The following is a 17677-nucleotide window of genomic DNA, read 5'->3' on the forward strand; positions in this document are numbered from 1 at the left end:
AGTGCTAAGACTTATAATAAAAAGATTTTTATTAATGATTCCTTTACTGTTTTTGATATCTATAGTGGTATTTAGTTTAGCAATCATTCAACCTGGTGATCCATTTACAGGACAATATAATCCTCATGTTAAACAAGAGGCAATTGAAGCTCAAAAAGAAAAATTAGGTCTTAATGACTCAATTCCTAAACAATATATTAGATGGGTAAATAATGTGACTCATGGTAATCTAGGAGAATCAATTAAATATAAACGACCAGTACTTGAATTAATAAGTGAACGTATACCTAATACAATATTATTAGGGACAGTTTCGTTAATCATTACATACATATTATCTTTTATATTAGGGATTATATCTGGTAGATATGCCTATACACTAAGTGATTATACAATTCAAATATTCAACTATATTATGCTAGCTATTCCTTCATTTATAGCAGGTGTTTTTGCAATATATTTATTCGCATTTCAAATTCCAATATTTCCTTTTCAAGGCTCTGTTGATATTAATTTAGAAGAAGGAACGTTTAGTTACTATATAAGTAAAATATATCATACGTTATTACCTGCTTTAACATTAGGTTTGTTATCTACTGCTGGTTATATTCAATACCTTAGAAATGATATTATTGATAATTCAAATAAAGATTATGTTCTAACAGCGAAAGCTAAGGGTTTATCAACTAATAAAATTTATAATAAGCATATTTTACGAAATTCACTTATTCCTATAATTACATTTTTAGGGGCAGATATTGTAAGTATTTTAGGTGGCGCAGTAATAACTGAAACTATTTTTTCATTTAATGGTATAGGAAAATTATTTTTAGAATCAGTAACAGGCCAAGATTATCCATTAATGATGGCTTTAACACTTTTCTTTTCATTCTTAGGTCTATTTGGCAATCTTATCTCTGATATTACATATAATTTTATAGATCCAAGAATTCACAGTAATTAAATAAAAGAGGCAAGAGTATTATGAAAAAAGAACGAAGCAGTAAAAAAAATTCTACTAAAAAAATTTATTCTCCAACACAATTAGCTTTAAAAAAGTTTTTAAAAAATAAAATTGCAATGGTATCTTTAATATTTTTATTTTTCTTAGCTATTATTTCTATTATTGCACCGTTATTAGCTCCTCTACCAATTAATCAACAAGATCTTTTAAATATTAAAGGTGATATGTCTTCACATAATATTTTAGGCACTGATTCTGGAGGAAGAGACAATTTTAGCAGATTATTATATGCAGGGAGAGTTTCGTTAACTATTGGACTAACTTCGACTATTGGTATGTTGATCATTGGAATTACAATTGGAGTAATATCAGGTTATTTTGGAGGTGTAACTGACACAATATTAATGAGAATTACAGAATTTGTGATGTTATTTCCATTTTTAATTTTTGCAATTGTTCTAAATGCAGCATTAGGAGATAAAATTAAAAATCCATACGGTTCTGCATTGATTTTAATAGTGGTTATTATCATTTTAAGTTGGGGCGGGATAGCGAGACTTATAAGAGGTAAAGTGATGCAAGAAAAAGAAAATGAGTATTTCTTAGCAGCTAAATCCATAGGAACTCCTACACATAAAATTATCTTAAAACACTTATTACCTAATATTATTAGTGTTGTTATTGTTCAAGCGACATTAACCTTTGCTGGTATGATTGTAGTTGAATCAGGACTAAGTTTTTTAGGATTTGGTATTAGTAAGTCTATTCCTTCATGGGGAAATATGTTAAGCGATGCTCAAGAAGGCGATGTAATTAGTTCTAAACCATGGATTTGGATGCCTCCTGCACTAATGATTATGTTTACTATATTAAGTATTAATTTTGTTGGTGAAGGTTTAAAAGATGCGTTTAATCCAAAAGATAGAAGATAATGATAAAAAAGCGACTGATCAATATTGATCAGTCGTTTTTTAATTTATCTCTTACGTCCTAAGCCCATTGCACGTTCCATTTTTTTCAATGTTTTAAAAGAAGCTTTTTGGGCTTTGTCACGTCCCTGATCTAAGATGTCATCTAACTTATCTGAATTATAAAATTCGTTATATTTTTCTTGGAAATGTACTAAAAAGTCTTTAACAACTTCTGATAAATCCGTTTTGAACTTTCCATATCCTTCATTCTCATACTGTGTTTCAAGATCTTTAATTGATTTATCAGTTAAACTTGAATAAATAGTCAATAAATTAGAAATTCCTGGTTTATTGTTTTTATCAAATTTGATCATACCATCTGAATCAGTTACAGCACTTTTAATTTTTTTCGCTGCAACATTTGGTTCGTCTAGTAATGAGATAAAGTTTTTTTGATTCTCATCACTTTTACTCATTTTCTTTGTTGGGTCCTGTAAACTCATTACACGTCCACCAACTTTTGGCATGCGAATTTCTGGTTTAACTAATATATCGTTATAACGACTATTAAAACGTTCCACTAAATTTCTAGTAAGTTCCATATGTTGTTTTTGGTCTTCACCTACGGGCACAATATTTGTATTATAAATAACAATATCAGCTGCCATTAAAGGTGGATAAGTTAATAAACCAGCTGGAATACCATCTGTACGTTTTTGCGCTTTATCTTTATATTGCGTCATACGTTCAAGCTCGCCAACACTTGAAATTGTCGTTAACATCCAACCGGCTTGAACATGTGCTGGAACTTCTGATTGAATAAATAATGTTGATTTATTTGGATCAATACCTGAAGCTAAATAAATTGCTGCTAACTGACGAATTTGTTTACGTAATTTGATTTTATCTTGTGGGACGGTAATCGCATGTTGGTCTACAATACAAAAGTAACAGTTGTAATCGTTTTGTACTTCTGCAAATTGTTTTAATGCACCAATATAGTTACCTAATGTAGGTATCCCACTTGGCTGTATTCCTGAAAATAATGTCTCCATATAGATGCCTACTTTCTTTAAAAATAATTCATTTTAACTAGATTATAACAGTATTTTTTTAAATTGTAAGTTATGTTATAATAGAGGTATATATGAGAGATTAGATTTTGTATAGGAATTTTTAGAAAATTTGAAATTTCTCAGAAAAATTAGGATTTTCTCATTTAATTTTAATGTTAACATATTATACTTATAATATAAGCTTAAGACAAATTAGTATAATTATTAATATAATGAATAATATTTATTCAATAGGAGAGTGAGATGTATGGTAACATTATTTACATCACCAAGTTGCACATCTTGCCGTAAAGCGAAAGCATGGTTACAAGAACATGATATTCCGTATACGGAGCGTAACATTTTTTCTGAACATTTAACAATTGATGAAATTAAACAAATTTTAAAAATGACTGAAGATGGAACAGATGAAATTATTTCAACTCGTTCTAAAACTTATCAAAAATTAAACGTAGATATTGATTCTTTACCACTGCAAGATTTATATACGATTATTCAAGATAATCCTGGACTATTACGTCGTCCAATTATTTTAGACGAAAAACGCTTGCAAGTTGGATATAACGAAGATGAAATCAGACGTTTCTTACCTAGAAAGGTTCGTACTTTCCAATTACAAGAAGCGCAACGTTTAGTCGACTAATATTTAAAATTTAAGAACCTATTATTTAACAGCACTGTCTTAGCTATAGTGCTGTTTTTTATAATAAAAAAAGGGAATATAATATGATATAGTGTCCTATTTAAAATAGTGAAATTTAATCAAACAAATAAATTGTAATTTAACTTACGTTCTAATACAATATGGTTACTATTCATCGACTGTAAGGAGTGAGATGATATGAGAATAGAACGCGTTGACGACACAACTGTGAAATTATTTATCACTTATGGTGATATTGAAGCAAGAGGATTTAGTCGTGAAGATTTATGGACAAATCGTAAGCGTGGTGAAGAATTCTTTTGGTCAATGATGGACGAGATTAATGAAGAAGAAGATTTTGTGGTTGAAGGACCTCTTTGGATTCAAGTACATGCATTTGAAAAAGGTGTGGAAGTCACAATCTCTAAATCTAAAAATGAAGAAGCAATGAACATGTCAGATAATCATGCAAATGAGCAATTTGAGGAACAAGTGAATGAATTGCTAGCTAACACATTAGAACAAGAAGAAAGTATTGAAGATTTATTTGAACAACGTGCACAACAAAAACAAGCACATAAATCTAAACGTAAACCATCACAACAACGTTCTAGTTTAAGAACAATTATTGTGAAATTCGAAGACTTAGAAGAAGTCATTCATTACGCTTATCATCATAATCTATCTACAGATGAGTTTGAAGATTTATTGTATATGAGTGATTCACATTACTACTATGCAATTCACTTCGATAGTACTGTTAGCCAAGAGACAATTAATGATAGCTACAGTCAATTACTTGAATTCGCTTATCCTAGTGATAAAACAGAAGTGTATTTAAATGATTACGCTAAAATTATTATGAGTCATAATGTTACTTCACAAGTACGTCGTTATTTTACTGATTCAGTAGAATAATATATAACGATTAATCGAGAGTAGAGAAGAAATTTAAAATAAATTTCTTTTCTACTCTCTTTTTTAAAAGTAAATGGATCATCTTAAACGTTTAATAGTATGAGGTGAATGCATGTTAGTAGCGATTAATCGTAATAATGAAACCGTATATGCTCATCAAGCCATCATTACTGAAGAATACCGATGTCCATATTGCAAAGAAAAACTTCTTTTAAAAAAAGGGTTAAAAAAGATTCCGCATTTTGCCCATGTCTCTCAAATTAAAAAAAGATGCATGAAAAATGAAACAGAAAAACATTACTACGTTAAATTTTTTATTGCTCAACGTTTAAAACAATATCACTTTAATGTTGAAATAGAACCTTATTTTTCTAAAATTATGCAGTATCCTGATATTCTTGTGGATGCTAAAGTAGCTATAGAAGTTCAATTTTCAAGAATAAGTATAAAAGAGGTTAAATCTCGATCAAAAGGATTTGAACAAATTGGAGTTGCAGTTATTTGGCTTATAGAACAATTACAATATCGTAAGGGTTATTTATACTTGAACACCTTTCAAGCTTATTTCATTAATCCGATTGATAGAACGTTATATAGTTGGGAGCATGAAAAACAACTGATAGTAAAGTATGTCAATATACAACATATTGGTGGTCGAAAATTTATTGCGCATAGACGAATTATTCAAATTTCTGAATTATTATCATTCAATGAAAAAAAGAATGAGTCATATTGTTATAAATTGTCAAATAGACATATCAGTCGTTATATTTTTAATTGTAGAAAAAAACGTTCGGTGCTAGAACCGTCTTTAAGTGCTATGTATCAATTACAAATAACTGACGATGAGGTATGTAGAGATACAGGTTATATTTTTTCGTATCAAATTTTTATTGAAAATCATCCAGTACAATGGCAACTCAAGCTTAAGTTGTTGTTAAAACATAACCTTCCCAAGCATTATTTAATGTCGTATTTGAAATTCAGACAATTTTATCTACAGGATATTAATAAAGAAGAAATTACTTTAAAGTTAATAGATGATTATATTCAACAAGTAAGTGGGAGTTTAAACGTGCAAAATAAATAAAAGAATGAGAAAATTATAACATTAATTCATTTAGGAGGTACATGTATGAGTCAACAACTTACTAGAGAAGAGCAAGAACGAAAATATCCAAATGAAACTTGGGATTTAACAACTATTTTTGAAAGCGATGAAGCTTTTGAAAAAGCATTAAAAGAGGTAGAAAGTTACCTAGGTAAAGAAGAACAATTTAAAGGACATCTAGGAGATAGTGCTAAAACTTTATATAATGCTTTAGCTTTAGAAGATGAGATTGGAACACAATTAGAAAAGGTGTATGTTTATGCACATTTAAAACAAGACCAAGATACATCTAACGATAAATATACTGGTTTTGAATCTCGTGCGCATCAACTCATCATAAAAATTAGCTCAGCATGGAGTTTCTTAGTTCCAGAGATTTTGCAAATTGATGAAGAGAAATTAGAATCTTTTATTAAGAGTAACGATGATTTAAAACGTTATGCATTTGACTTGAAATTAATTAATGAAAAACGTCCCCATATTTTAGATGCTGATAAAGAAAAATTATTAACCCAAGCGCAAGATGCATTATCAACTCCAGAAAATGTCTATGGCATGTTTAGTAATGCTGATTTAGAATTTAAAGATGCAGTAGATAAAGATGGAAAAAAACATCCTTTAACACAAGGTACATTTATTAAATATTTAGAATCAGATGATCGTGAATTACGTCAGTCAGCTTATAACAACTTATATGAAGCGTATGGTGCATATAACAATACATTAGGCTCAACTTTAGCTGGTGAAGTTAAGAAAAATATTTTCAATGCTCGTGCGCATAACTATAAAACGGCACGTGAACGCGCTTTAAGTAATAACCATATTCCTGAAGAAGTATATGATAATTTAGTTGCAACAGTTCATAAATATCTTCCATTGTTGCATAAATACACTCAATTGAGAAAAGAACTTTTAGGTATTGATGATTTGAAAATGTATGACATTTATACTCCATTAGTTAAAGATGTTAAATTTGAAATGCCATATGACGAAGCTAAAGAATGGATGCTAAAAGCGCTAGAACCAATGGGAAAAGAATATTTAGATGTAGTTAAAGAAGGTTTAAATCATCGTTGGGTAGATGTTTATGAGAATAAAGGAAAACGCTCAGGTGGTTATTCTTCAGGCGCACATTTAACTAATCCATTTATTTTATTAAATTGGTCTGATACAATCTCTGATTTATATACACTTGTGCATGAATTTGGACATTCTGCACATAGTTACTTTAGTCGTAAAAATCAACCATCAAACTCTAGTGATTATTCTATCTTTGTAGCTGAAGTTGCTTCAACATGTAATGAAGCTCTACTAAGTGATTATATGGATAAACATTTAGATGATGATCGACGTCTATTATTACTAAACCAAGAACTTGAGCGTTTCAGAGCAACATTATTCCGTCAAACTATGTTTGCTGAATTTGAACATAAAATTCATCAAATTGAGGAAGCGGGAGAGCCATTAACATCAACTCGTATGAATGAAGAGTACGCTAAATTAAATAGACAATACTTTGGTGATGTGGTAGAAACAGATGATCATATTAGTAAAGAGTGGTCTCGTATTCCACACTTCTATATGAATTATTATGTGTACCAATATGCAACTGGATACAGTGCAGCTCAAAGTTTAAGTCATCAAATTTTAACAGAAGGACAACCTGCTGTTGAAAGATATATAAATGAATTCTTGAAAAAAGGTAGTTCTAATTACCCAATTGAGATTCTTAAGAATGCAGGTGTAGATATGACTACACCAGAACCTATAGAGCAAGCGTGTGAAGTTTTTGAACAAAAATTAGAAGCATTTGAAAAATTGATGAAGCACTAAAAATAGTGTATTCGTTTTCAATGTGTCTAATTTGTGACATTTTGGATGGAAATGTAGTTTAATATTGAAACGGCGTTTTGAGCGTGTTATATTATATACATGAAATTAATCACATAACAAACATACCCCTTTGTTTGAAGTGAAAAATTTCTCCCATCCCCTTTGTTTAGCGTCGTGTAATCAGACACGGCGTTTTTTTTTATGCTTAATTATTAAATCAATTTAATATAAAAAGAGCGATACACTTCATATAAGTGATCGCTCTTTGTTATTTCTTAGGCATTTTAGATTGCCAAAATTCGCCGTCAGGATAATTTAGTTTTTCAACTTTTTGTTGTAAAGCTAATTTTTTTAATTCTTTTACGAGTAACTTTTCCGGCCACTCATAAATAGTAAGCAGTTCTTCCATCGTTACTAATTGTTTGGATTGAATATAAGTTTCGAGATTTGGAGGTAATTCTTTTTCGATAGGGCATCCCATTAATTCATTAATAATATAAGTATAAATATGGTAAGGATAAAGACCTTCGACTTTCAAACCTTCTTCATGCACATCTTCACTAAAAAATACAAGTGAAGGCGCTTGTTCAATTTCCATTTCTCTTGCAATATGCAAATCTATTTTTAAACTTTCGGTAAGTTTATTTTTTTGTAAGTCTTCTTTGAAAACATCATAATCTAAACCAGCATTTTTAATACAATTACAAATCATTTCTTCAGTGATAATATCTTTTTTTGGTATAATTTCGTTCTGCATTAAATGAATAAAACGTTCCGCTCTTAATCTACCTTGTAATTCAGCAGCTTTATATGCTAAAGCAATATTATCAAAATCTGAAGTACTTTGAGCTTGACATTTAGTCAAAACCTTTAATGAAGGATTCAAAATATGTCTGATTCGAATATATTGATTATACTCAATTCTTAATTTAGAAATAATTGCGGATAATTTAAAACAGTCTTTATTAAAGGGATCAAAGAATGAATAAATTTCTATTTTATTTACAGGTGACAGATTAGTGCTTTCACGACTCGCATTATCTACAATTTTAAGTTCTTCAGCCATGTTTAACTCACCTTCAATTATATTTAGGAATTCACCATATGGTTAGCAGTTAAACGCAATCTTTCATACAAATAGTCGCCAACTCCTGCTGGAAATTGAGCTTTATTGATTGCTTTATACATATTTTCTAACCATGCATCTCTTTCATAAGTAGTAATTCTAAATGCCATATGTCTCTTTTTTAACATTGGGTGACCATGTTCTTGAGTGTATAAATCAGGACCTCCTAGAAATTGTGTTAAGAATTGCTTTTGCTTTCTACTTGTTTCTTTAAAATCTCCAGGAAATAAATGGTTGATTCTTTGATCATTCTCTACAAGAAAGTAGAAATAATCAATCATATCATACAAAGCTTTTTCTCCTATTACATCAAAAGGTGTTGTAGTCATAGTATCACCCATTTCTATTAATATATTTCTAATATAACATGAATTTTTACATTTAAAAGTAATTTGACTTTTCACAAGTTTATCTCACATCTATTATAATTGAGCTTGATATTCAAAAAATCGTTGAACTTTATTTTTAGGTGGCTCGTGAACTAAGTTAAATTGTTTTAATAAATTTTGAAATTTTTCAAAGCCTATTTCATAATCATTGACTTCAAATTCTAATTCATAGTCTGTTTTATCAAAGTATTGACTTTTATCTAATACTAATAGTTCATTTTGAAATTCAACTTCTAGTCTTTCAGTTGTCAATGCACCTAAAACACTTAATTCGTTTTCTCCAATATCAAATTCAGTAAGAATTTTTTGAATATCATTAGGTAATGTTGATTTGACAATTGTTTGTCCAATATGAGGATTCATATCGATTAGATGATTATATTCTATCAAGCCAACTTTAGCTGGTACTTTTAGTGTGATTTCAAATCTGTTTTGTTTAACACGTATTCTTAAAGCAGAACGATGATCACGTAGTTTAAAACTAGGTGTTTCAATATAATAATTGATTTGAGTGAATGGTGTGAGTTGTTTAAAATAAGAAGCTTTAATCGCGTTATATGTATTGAAATCAATTAATTGCTTAAATTCAATTTCATTATTAGTACTCATAATTACACCTCATTAGACAATCTTTAGTATATTATTGTAGTTCATTATGACGGACATTTGTAAAAAATTAAAGTAATAACAATACTAAAAATAAAATATATAGAGCTAAATATTTAATCGTTTAGAGCATACTTGAAATATGGTACTCAAATGTGTGTTTGAAAGTTAAATTATGTTAAACTAATAAGGAATAATAAGGAGGAACAAGCATGCGTATATATGTAAATGAAATTAAAATCAAAGATGATAGCATTTATTGCTACTCAGAAGATCCAACTGATGGATTAGATGAAGTAGGACAAATGCTTGTAGATAGTGATAATTTTAGTTTTGCTTATTTATTAGATGATGGCTCGTCGTATTCATATTTGATTTTTGTACAAGAGACGTGGTCAATGTTACATAATAATAGAGATAAAAAAGTAATTATTAACGATGAATTAGAATTAGAACATTTTCAAGATGAGTTAAGTTATATCCTAGAAAATGTTGAAGGAAATAATAACTATGGTAAGGAGTTTGTTTCAGCAGTTGAAGAAACTTTCGAACTAAAGTGAAACGGAGTGGAACCATATGAATCAATGGGAGCAATTTTTAACACCATATAAACAAGCAGTCGATGAATTAAAGGTGAAATTAAAAGGCTTACGTAAGCAATATGAAGTTGGAGAAAACGCCTCACCCATTGAATTTGTAACTGGTCGTGTAAAGCCTATTACAAGTATCATTGATAAAGCGAATAAAAGGGGAATTCCTTTTGATCGATTACGTGAAGAAATGTACGACATAGCTGGTTTAAGGATGATGTGTCAATTCGTTGATGATATTGATGTAGTTGTTAATATGCTTAGACAACGTCAAGATTTTAAAGTTGTCGAAGAAAGAGATTATATTAACAATACAAAACAAAGTGGTTATCGTTCATATCATGTAATTATTGAGTATCCAATTGAAACATTAAGTGGTCAAAAAATGATATTAGCTGAAATTCAAATTCGAACATTAGCAATGAATTTTTGGGCTACAATCGAACATACATTAAGATACAAATATGATGGAGATTATCCTGCTGAGATACAACATCGTCTAGAAAGAGCAGCTGAAGCGGCTTACTTATTAGATGAAGAGATGTCTGAAATTAAAGAGGAAATACAAGAAGCTCAAAAATATTATACTCAAAAACGTGCAAAAAAACATGACTGATGAGGTGTCAATACATGCGTTATACGATTTTATCTAAAGGTGACTCTAAATCAAACACGCTTAAACATAAAATGATGAATCAAATGAATTCTTTTCATATGATAGAGGATACAGAAAATCCAGAAATAGTGATATCTGTCGGTGGAGATGGAACACTTTTGCAAGCTTTTCATCAGTATAGTCATATGTTATCAAATGTAGCATTTGTTGGAGTACATACTGGTCATTTAGGTTTTTACGCAGACTGGTTACCTCATGAAGTTGAAAAATTGATTGATGAAATTCATCATTCTGAATTTCAAGTGATTGAATATCCATTACTTGAAATTATTGTTAAATATAACAACGCTAAGAATGAAACACACTATCTAGCACTCAATGAAGCAACTATGAAAACTGAAAATGGATCAACATTAGTAGCAGATGTCGCAATTAGAGGTAAACATTTTGAACGATTTAGAGGAGATGGTCTATGTATTTCCACACCTTCTGGGTCGACGGCTTATAATAAAGCGCTGGGTGGTGCACTGATTCATCCTTCTCTTGAAGCCATACAAATTGCTGAAATTGCATCTATTAATAATAGAGTATTTAGAACGGTAGGTTCACCATTAGTATTACCAAAGCATCATACATGTTTGATTACACCTGTAAATCATAATACAATTAGAACAACAATTGATCATGTCAGTCTAAAACATAAAAATGTGAGCGACATTCAATTTAGAGTCGCAAATGAAAAAGTACGTTTTGCTAGATTTAGACCATTTCCTTTTTGGAAAAGAGTTCATGATTCGTTTATTGAAAGTGAAGATGATTGATGAAATTTGTATACCATATTCATAGCGAAGAAATGCTTAAGACATTTTTACAACGTCATAATTATTCAAAGAAAACAATTAGCGCCATTAAACGTGATGGCGCTTTAATTATTAATAGGCAACCTGTAACAGTTAGATATATGTTGAAAAAAGATGATCACCTTATTGTTAAACTGCCGGAAGAAGTTCCGAGTACATATCTTCGTCCTTCAAACAAACATATTGAAATATTATATGAAGATACATATTTAATTATCGTTTCAAAACCGGTACATTTAAATTGTGCACCTTCAAGAGAACATCCTCATGATAGTTTAATTGAGCGCGTGATGTATTATTTAAATCATTCTACGAATAAAGTACAATATGTAGTACCTCATATTGTTACAAGATTAGATCGTAATACGACGGGCATCGTTATCTTTACTAAACATGGTCATATTCATCACCTTATGTCGACATTTGAAATAGATAAGCGGTATATATGTGTGTGTTACGGTAAAACTAAAGAACAATCTATGATAGAGGCACCTATTGGTAGAAACAAAGATAGTATTATTACTCGGTGTATTACGCCATCTGGTAAATATGCAAAAACTGAATATAAAACGTTGAGTAGTCATCACAGTGCAAGTTTATGTGAAGTTAAATTACATACTGGACGAACACACCAAATTAGAGTTCATTTTAAGCACATTGGTCATCCACTTATTGGGGATGACTTATATGATGGTTTTCATCCTCGGATTCAAACACAATCTTTACAGTGTTATAAAGTAAAATTTATACATCCAATATATAATAAAGAAATCGAGATTATTTTAGACTATAAAAACTTAGAAAAAATATATCAAAGTGTAAATTAAAATTAGGAGGTACACTTGATGTCATTAAATACAGAAACAACTGACATACAACATAATAAAGTATACAATCAAAAACGACTAGATGACAGTTTAAACCGCAATGATATAGATCAATTCAGAAAAGAATTTCTAACTTTACATCAATATGAACAAAGTGAATATTTTGAAAATACAACGAATCAGAATAGAGAAAGAATATTCGAATTTTTATCGCCTCAAGAAGTGAGTAGATTTTTTAATCAATTAGATATTGAAGGGAAAGAATATGAAATATTATTTGATTCAATGCATGCACATTATGCAAGTGAAGTATTAGAAAATATGTCTACAGATAACGCAGTTGATATTCTAAATGAATTATCTAACTCAAAAGTTGCCAGTTTATTAGCTTTGATGGATAACAGAGTCACAGATAAAATCAAAAAGTTATTACATTATGAAGAAGATACTGCCGGTGGTATCATGACTACTGAATATATTTCATTGGATATTGGCACATCTGTAAAAGAGGCACTCATGCTAGTTAAAAATCAAGCACCTGACGCAGAAACGATATATGTGATTTATGTCGTTGATACTGCCGGTCAACTCGTAGGTGTTCTATCTTTGAAAGATTTAATTGTAGCAAATATTGAAGCTCATGTTGAAGAAGTAATGATTCAACGTGTTGTAAGTGTAAATGTAGAAGAGGATCAAGAACGTGTTGCTCAAAAAATGAAAGATTATGACTTTATTGCCATGCCTGTTATCGACTATCAACATCATTTAGTAGGGATTATCACAATAGATGATATTTTAGATGTCGTAAATGAAGAAGCAGATGAAGATTATTCACGTTTAGCAGGGGTTTCTGATACTAAATCTACTGATCAATCAGTATTTAAGAAAGCATTGAAGAGATTACCGTGGCTGATTATTTTAACATTTTTAGGTATGATAACAGCAACGATTCTGGGTGGTTTTGAAGATACATTGTCGCAAGTTGCATTATTAGCAGCATTTATCCCTATTATAAGTGGGATGTCAGGAAATTCAGGAACGCAATCATTAGCAGTGTCTGTTCGTAATATTTCTAATGGTGACATTAAAGAAAAAAGTAAACTTAAAATAGCTTTAAAAGAAGCAGGCAGTGGGTTAATCACTGGTTTTGTGTGTGCAGTGATTTTATTCTTAATTATTGTCATTATTTATCGTCAACCCTTCTTGGCACTGATTGTAGGTGCAAGTTTAACTATTGCCATGACAGTAGGTACGTTAGTAGGCTCAATGATTCCAATCTTGATGAATAAAATTCATATCGATCCTGCTGTCGCAAGCGGACCATTTATTACAACTATCAATGATATTGTAAGTATGTTAATTTATTTTGGCCTTGCAACAACATTTATGTCATATCTAACATAGGGGGATGAAATGGGATTTTTTTCTTTGGTCATAGTCGTCGTCGCAGCATTTCTTACACCGATTATTGTTAATCGATTAAACGTCACTTTTTTACCTGTTGTCGTAGCTGAAATATTAATGGGAATTATTATAGGAAACTCATTTTTAGGACTTGTCCACAAAGATGAAATGTTAAACATTCTTTCAACATTAGGTTTTATCTTTTTAATGTTTTTAAGTGGACTGGAAATTGATTTTAGCGCATTTAAAAAAGACACAAGAAAGAGACAGGGTATTAATAAAAATGAAAAGAATTTACCCAGTCATTTACAATTAGCACTTACAGTTTTTTCATTAATAATGGTGCTTTCAATCATTTTAGCATTTGCATTTAAATGGTTAGGCTTTGTAGATGATGTATTATTAATGGTCATTATTATTTCAACCATTTCATTGGGTGTAGTCGTGCCAACACTTAAAGAAATGAATATCATGCGTACAACAATAGGACAATTTATATTATTAGTAGCAGTATTAGCAGATTTATTTACGATGGTTTTATTAACTATTTATGGTGGAATCAATGGTGAAGGCGGAGGATCAATTTGGCTATCTGCAATTTTAATCGTGTTTACTGCAATATTTTATTTATTAGGTTCTGTATTTAAACGGTTAAATTTTATGCAACGCTTAATGGGTGGTACAACACAAATTGGCATACGGGCCATTTTTGCATTAATCATTTTACTCGTTGCTCTTGCTGAGGGTGTTGGTGCTGAATATATATTAGGTGCTTTTTTAGCTGGTGTAGTTGTATCACTGTTAAAACCTGATGAAGAAATGATTCATACCTTAGATTCATTTGGATACGGATTCTTTATACCGATATTCTTTATTATGGTCGGTGTAGATTTAGATATACCATCTTTAATTAAGGAACCTTCTTTACTTATTATAATTCCGATACTTATATTGTCCTTTATCGTTTCTAAGTTGATTCCTGTCTTATTTATTCGAAGATGGTTTGATACTAAAACAACCATTGCATCAGCATTTTTATTAACATCTACACTTTCGCTTGTTATTGCTGCAGCAAAAATTGCTGAAGAATTAAAAGCAATTACTTCTGAAATGTCAGGGATATTAATATTAAGTGCAATTATTACATGTGTATTTGTACCTGTTGTATTTAAAAAATTATTCCCAATTCCAGATGAAGTGAACCGAAAAATTGATATTGCGTTAATTGGTAAAAATCAATTGACTATTCCAATTGTTCAAAATCTGACTTCACAGTTATATAATATAACGTTGTTTTACCGTAAAGATTTAGGTGATAAGCGTAATTTACCTGACAATGTGACTGTCATTGAAATTAGTGAATATGAAGAAAGTTTATTAGAGAGACTTGGCTTGTTTAATCAAGATATTGTCGTATGTTCTGCTAATGATGATGGTTTAAATAAAAGGATAGCAAAATTAGCTAAATCTCATGGTGTAAACAGAGTTATTTGTCGACTAGAAAATAGTGGTGATGATGAAGAATTAAAAACAGATGGTATTGAAGTATTTAGTAACTTTATTAGTAATAAAATTTTCTTAAAAAGTTTAATTGAAACACCAAATATGCTAAATATTTTAAGTAATGTTGAAACGTCACTATATGAAATTGAAATGTTGAATTATAAATATGAAAATATTCTATTACGTCATTTCCCATTTGGTGGGGATATCATATTTGTACGTATTGTTAGAAATAATGAATCCATTGTACCACATGGAGATACGCAACTTAGATATAAAGACCGTTTAATTGTAACAGGTTCTAAAGAATATGTAGATGAACTCAAATCTGAATTAGAATTTTATTATTAATCCATTTAAAAGAGAGGACAAAATAAAGGGTATCTTTGAAAAATAACATAAAAAGATACATTACTTTGTGTACCTCTCTTTTTATTGAGATGATTTGAAAATTTATTATTACTTTATTAAATATTATTAACAATGGTAAAATATGTATGTTAAAAACGTTTATAATGAACGGATTAATATAAAGTAATATAAGGAGATAATTTATATGATTAATTTAGAAAATAAAACCTTTGTCATTATGGGTATCGCTAACAAACGTAGTATTGGTTTTGGCGTAGCTAAAGTATTAGACGAATTAGGCGCGCATCTCGTATTTACATATCGTAAAGAACGTAGTAAAAAGGAATTAGAAAAATTATTAGATCAATTAAATCAAAAAGAGCATCATCTTTATCAAATAGATGTTCAAAAAGATGAAGATGTCATTAATGGCTTTGCGAAAATCGGTGAAGAAGTTGGAAATATTGATGGCGTCTATCATTCAATTGCATTTGCTAATATGGAAGATTTACGTGGTCGTTTTTCTGAAACATCTCGTGAAGGATTCCTACTTGCACAAGATATTAGTTCATATTCATTAACCATTGTAGCTCATGAAGCGAAAAAAATTATGCCGAATGGTGGTAGTATTGTAGCTACAACTTATTTAGGCGGAGAATTTGCAATTCAAAACTATAATGTGATGGGTGTAGCAAAAGCAAGTCTTGAAGCAAATGTTAAATATTTAGCATATGATTTAGGCCCAGATAATATTCGAGTCAATGCAATTTCTGCTGGACCAATTCGTACATTAAGTGCTAAAGGTGTAGGTGGATTGAATTTAATTCTTAAAGAAGTTGAAGAACGTGCACCGTTAAGACGTAATGTAGATCAAGAAGAAGTGGGTAGAACTGCTGCTTATTTATTAAGTGATTTTTCAAGTGGTGTAACTGGAGAAAATATCCACGTAGATAGTGGTTTCCACGCAATTAAATAAGTTTAAATTGAAAAATAGTTATAAGATATATGATAAATCCAAGAGTCTGAGACAATGAGTTGTCTTAGACTTTTTTTATAAATCGACAGTTGATGACTGAATTGAAAATGCATTTGTATCAAGCTTTATTCAATTTCAGTTCCAAGGCTAGAACATAGAAACGTTCAATAAGAACATCTACGTTCAACGCAAATTGGGGATGCATTGATGATGTGGAACGGCGACTTAAAAATGAAATTTATCCCTCTTTTAGCTTTATATTATTCAATATGATATGACATAAAAAAACTGCGAATAGAATATGTTCTATCCGCAATAAGTAATTAAAAAGCATTAATAATTAATTTAATCTTTAACATCGCTATTTGCTTTATCAATGATACGTTGACGATACTTAAATACATTTCTTGCTATTGTTTTTAATACTGCATAAAGTGGAACAGCAATTAAAATAAGTGTGAATCCTCCTAAATCACCCGCTGCTAAGATAACAACAATGATTGTAAGTGGATGAATACTTAGTGATTTACCCATGACGTTAGGTGTGATGACATTACCTTCAAGTTGTTGTGCAATTAATGTAACAACACAGACCCAAATAAATGTTGATGGACCATCGATAATCCCTAATATTGCAGCAGGCGCAAATGATAACCAAGGTCCTAAAAATGGGATTAAGTTTGCTACACCAGCGAATAATACAAGCAATGGTGTATAAGGTAACCCAATAAGGCTATAACCAATATAAAGAATAATACCTAAGATGAAACTAACAGTAACTTGACCTTGAATATACGATTTTAAGGTATAATTTAAATCTTTGAGTAAATCAACAACAAAAACTTTACGTTCTCCTTTGAAAAATTTACCAATTGCTGGAATAAATTTTTCATGATCTTTCAACATATAAATCAAGAAGAACGGTACCATAATCAATAAGAAAATGGTTGAAATAAGAGATGTGATATAAGTG

General features: G+C 30.1%; 17 protein-coding genes and 1 pseudogene. 13 read left to right on the forward strand and 5 right to left on the reverse strand.

Going from position 1 to position 17677, the window contains the following annotated elements:
* Nucleotide 1 precedes the first annotated feature (1 nt).
* Together opp4B and opp4C are read left to right on the forward strand one after the other, a co-directional pair.
* On the forward strand, nucleotides 2-964 hold the full coding sequence (gene opp4B / locus HMPREF2953_RS03355) for an oligopeptide ABC transporter permease (protein ID WP_002488341.1): 963 nt from the start codon (nucleotides 2-4) through the stop codon (nucleotides 962-964).
* 20 nt (nucleotides 965-984) lie between these two features.
* Entirely contained in the window at nucleotides 985-1896 is a 912-nt protein-coding gene (gene opp4C, locus HMPREF2953_RS03360; protein ID WP_002488320.1) for an oligopeptide ABC transporter permease, read from the forward strand.
* 44 nt (nucleotides 1897-1940) lie between these two features.
* On the opposite strand, the gene trpS is transcribed toward opp4C, so the two are convergent.
* Nucleotides 1941-2930: a tryptophan--tRNA ligase gene (gene trpS, locus HMPREF2953_RS03365; RefSeq protein WP_070671771.1), complete on the reverse strand. Its 990-nt coding sequence runs from the start codon at nucleotides 2928-2930 to the stop codon at nucleotides 1941-1943.
* Nucleotides 2931-3198: 268 nt separating this feature from the next.
* On the opposite strand from trpS, the gene spxA reads away from it, so the two are divergent.
* From spxA to pepF, 4 genes are all read left to right on the forward strand, one after another.
* Nucleotides 3199-3594 carry a transcriptional regulator SpxA gene (gene spxA, locus HMPREF2953_RS03370; RefSeq protein WP_002448146.1) on the forward strand — a complete coding sequence of 132 codons (396 nt, stop codon included), beginning with the start codon at nucleotides 3199-3201 and terminating at the stop codon, nucleotides 3592-3594.
* Nucleotides 3595-3792: 198 nt separating this feature from the next.
* Nucleotides 3793-4512 (forward strand): adaptor protein MecA, encoded by a 720-nt coding sequence (gene mecA, locus HMPREF2953_RS03375; protein ID WP_049335156.1) that lies wholly within the window; start codon nucleotides 3793-3795, stop codon nucleotides 4510-4512.
* Nucleotides 4513-4624: 112 nt separating this feature from the next.
* Entirely contained in the window at nucleotides 4625-5602 is a 978-nt protein-coding gene (locus HMPREF2953_RS03380; RefSeq protein ID WP_070671773.1) for a competence protein CoiA, read from the forward strand.
* Between the two features lie 45 nt (nucleotides 5603-5647).
* Complete coding sequence (pepF, locus tag HMPREF2953_RS03385; protein WP_002448233.1) at nucleotides 5648-7456, forward strand: oligoendopeptidase F; 1809 nt, start codon at nucleotides 5648-5650, stop codon at nucleotides 7454-7456.
* Between the two features lie 268 nt (nucleotides 7457-7724).
* On the opposite strand, the gene yjbH is transcribed toward pepF, so the two are convergent.
* The 3 genes from yjbH to HMPREF2953_RS03400 all read right to left on the reverse strand — a co-directional run bounded on the left by yjbH (nucleotide 7725) and on the right by HMPREF2953_RS03400 (nucleotide 9580).
* Nucleotides 7725-8522, reverse strand: a complete 798-nt coding sequence (gene yjbH, locus HMPREF2953_RS03390; protein WP_002488369.1) for a protease adaptor protein YjbH — start codon at nucleotides 8520-8522, stop codon at nucleotides 7725-7727.
* 23 nt (nucleotides 8523-8545) lie between these two features.
* Nucleotides 8546-8911, reverse strand: coding sequence for a truncated hemoglobin YjbI (locus HMPREF2953_RS03395; RefSeq protein ID WP_049335158.1), 366 nt, complete (start codon nucleotides 8909-8911; stop codon nucleotides 8546-8548).
* 93 nt (nucleotides 8912-9004) lie between these two features.
* Nucleotides 9005-9580 carry a CYTH domain-containing protein gene (locus HMPREF2953_RS03400; RefSeq protein WP_049335159.1) on the reverse strand — a complete coding sequence of 192 codons (576 nt, stop codon included), beginning with the start codon at nucleotides 9578-9580 and terminating at the stop codon, nucleotides 9005-9007.
* 209 nt (nucleotides 9581-9789) lie between these two features.
* Between HMPREF2953_RS03400 and HMPREF2953_RS03405 the strand changes: the two genes are divergently transcribed.
* From HMPREF2953_RS03405 to fabI, 7 genes are all read left to right on the forward strand, one after another.
* Nucleotides 9790-10137, forward strand: coding sequence for a UPF0738 family protein (locus HMPREF2953_RS03405; protein WP_002448177.1), 348 nt, complete (start codon nucleotides 9790-9792; stop codon nucleotides 10135-10137).
* 16 nt (nucleotides 10138-10153) lie between these two features.
* Nucleotides 10154-10783, forward strand: a complete 630-nt coding sequence (locus HMPREF2953_RS03410; RefSeq protein WP_002448222.1) for a GTP diphosphokinase — start codon at nucleotides 10154-10156, stop codon at nucleotides 10781-10783.
* Between the two features lie 14 nt (nucleotides 10784-10797).
* Nucleotides 10798-11604 carry an NAD kinase gene (locus HMPREF2953_RS03415; RefSeq protein WP_070671775.1) on the forward strand — a complete coding sequence of 269 codons (807 nt, stop codon included), beginning with the start codon at nucleotides 10798-10800 and terminating at the stop codon, nucleotides 11602-11604.
* The gene (locus HMPREF2953_RS03420) at nucleotides 11604-12470 is read left to right on the forward strand and encodes an RluA family pseudouridine synthase (RefSeq protein WP_002488367.1); all 867 of its coding nucleotides are present in this window, start codon (nucleotides 11604-11606) and stop codon (nucleotides 12468-12470) included. Before HMPREF2953_RS03415 ends, HMPREF2953_RS03420 begins: the two co-directional genes overlap by 1 nt.
* A gap of 18 nt (nucleotides 12471-12488) precedes the next feature.
* Nucleotides 12489-13874, forward strand: a complete 1386-nt coding sequence (gene mgtE, locus HMPREF2953_RS03425; RefSeq protein WP_049335162.1) for a magnesium transporter — start codon at nucleotides 12489-12491, stop codon at nucleotides 13872-13874.
* Nucleotides 13875-13883: 9 nt separating this feature from the next.
* The gene (locus HMPREF2953_RS03430) at nucleotides 13884-15728 is read left to right on the forward strand and encodes a monovalent cation:proton antiporter family protein (protein WP_070671777.1); all 1845 of its coding nucleotides are present in this window, start codon (nucleotides 13884-13886) and stop codon (nucleotides 15726-15728) included.
* A 205-nt stretch (nucleotides 15729-15933) separates the two neighbouring features.
* The gene (gene fabI, locus HMPREF2953_RS03435; protein ID WP_002448154.1) at nucleotides 15934-16704 is read left to right on the forward strand and encodes an enoyl-ACP reductase FabI; all 771 of its coding nucleotides are present in this window, start codon (nucleotides 15934-15936) and stop codon (nucleotides 16702-16704) included.
* Nucleotides 16705-17049: 345 nt separating this feature from the next.
* On the opposite strand, the pseudogene cozEa reads toward fabI, so the two are convergent.
* Nucleotides 17050-17677: pseudogene (gene cozEa, locus HMPREF2953_RS03440) on the reverse strand (lipoteichoic acid biosynthesis protein CozEa); the annotation flags it as partial.

The sequence above is a fragment of the Staphylococcus sp. HMSC072E01 genome (genome assembly GCF_001814125.1).
Lineage (GTDB): Bacteria > Bacillota > Bacilli > Staphylococcales > Staphylococcaceae > Staphylococcus > Staphylococcus hominis.

Excerpts from the sequence above, each read along its gene's own strand:
- opp4C (WP_002488320.1), top strand. The coding sequence starts at position 985 with ATGAAAAAAGAACGAAGCAGTAAAAAAAATTCTACTAAAAAAATTTAT.
- HMPREF2953_RS03400 (WP_049335159.1), bottom strand. The coding sequence starts at position 9,580 with ATGAGTACTAATAATGAAATTGAATTTAAGCAATTAATTGATTTCAAT.
- mecA (WP_049335156.1), top strand. The coding sequence starts at position 3,793 with ATGAGAATAGAACGCGTTGACGACACAACTGTGAAATTATTTATCACT.
- HMPREF2953_RS03395 (WP_049335158.1), bottom strand. The coding sequence starts at position 8,911 with ATGACTACAACACCTTTTGATGTAATAGGAGAAAAAGCTTTGTATGAT.
- yjbH (WP_002488369.1), bottom strand. The coding sequence starts at position 8,522 with ATGGCTGAAGAACTTAAAATTGTAGATAATGCGAGTCGTGAAAGCACT.
- trpS (WP_070671771.1), bottom strand. The coding sequence starts at position 2,930 with ATGGAGACATTATTTTCAGGAATACAGCCAAGTGGGATACCTACATTA.
- HMPREF2953_RS03380 (WP_070671773.1), top strand. The coding sequence starts at position 4,625 with ATGTTAGTAGCGATTAATCGTAATAATGAAACCGTATATGCTCATCAA.
- HMPREF2953_RS03405 (WP_002448177.1), top strand. The coding sequence starts at position 9,790 with ATGCGTATATATGTAAATGAAATTAAAATCAAAGATGATAGCATTTAT.
- spxA (WP_002448146.1), top strand. The coding sequence starts at position 3,199 with ATGGTAACATTATTTACATCACCAAGTTGCACATCTTGCCGTAAAGCG.
- HMPREF2953_RS03415 (WP_070671775.1), top strand. The coding sequence starts at position 10,798 with ATGCGTTATACGATTTTATCTAAAGGTGACTCTAAATCAAACACGCTT.
- fabI (WP_002448154.1), top strand. The coding sequence starts at position 15,934 with ATGATTAATTTAGAAAATAAAACCTTTGTCATTATGGGTATCGCTAAC.
- pepF (WP_002448233.1), top strand. The coding sequence starts at position 5,648 with ATGAGTCAACAACTTACTAGAGAAGAGCAAGAACGAAAATATCCAAAT.
- HMPREF2953_RS03410 (WP_002448222.1), top strand. The coding sequence starts at position 10,154 with ATGAATCAATGGGAGCAATTTTTAACACCATATAAACAAGCAGTCGAT.
- mgtE (WP_049335162.1), top strand. The coding sequence starts at position 12,489 with ATGTCATTAAATACAGAAACAACTGACATACAACATAATAAAGTATAC.
- HMPREF2953_RS03430 (WP_070671777.1), top strand. The coding sequence starts at position 13,884 with ATGGGATTTTTTTCTTTGGTCATAGTCGTCGTCGCAGCATTTCTTACA.
- HMPREF2953_RS03420 (WP_002488367.1), top strand. The coding sequence starts at position 11,604 with ATGAAATTTGTATACCATATTCATAGCGAAGAAATGCTTAAGACATTT.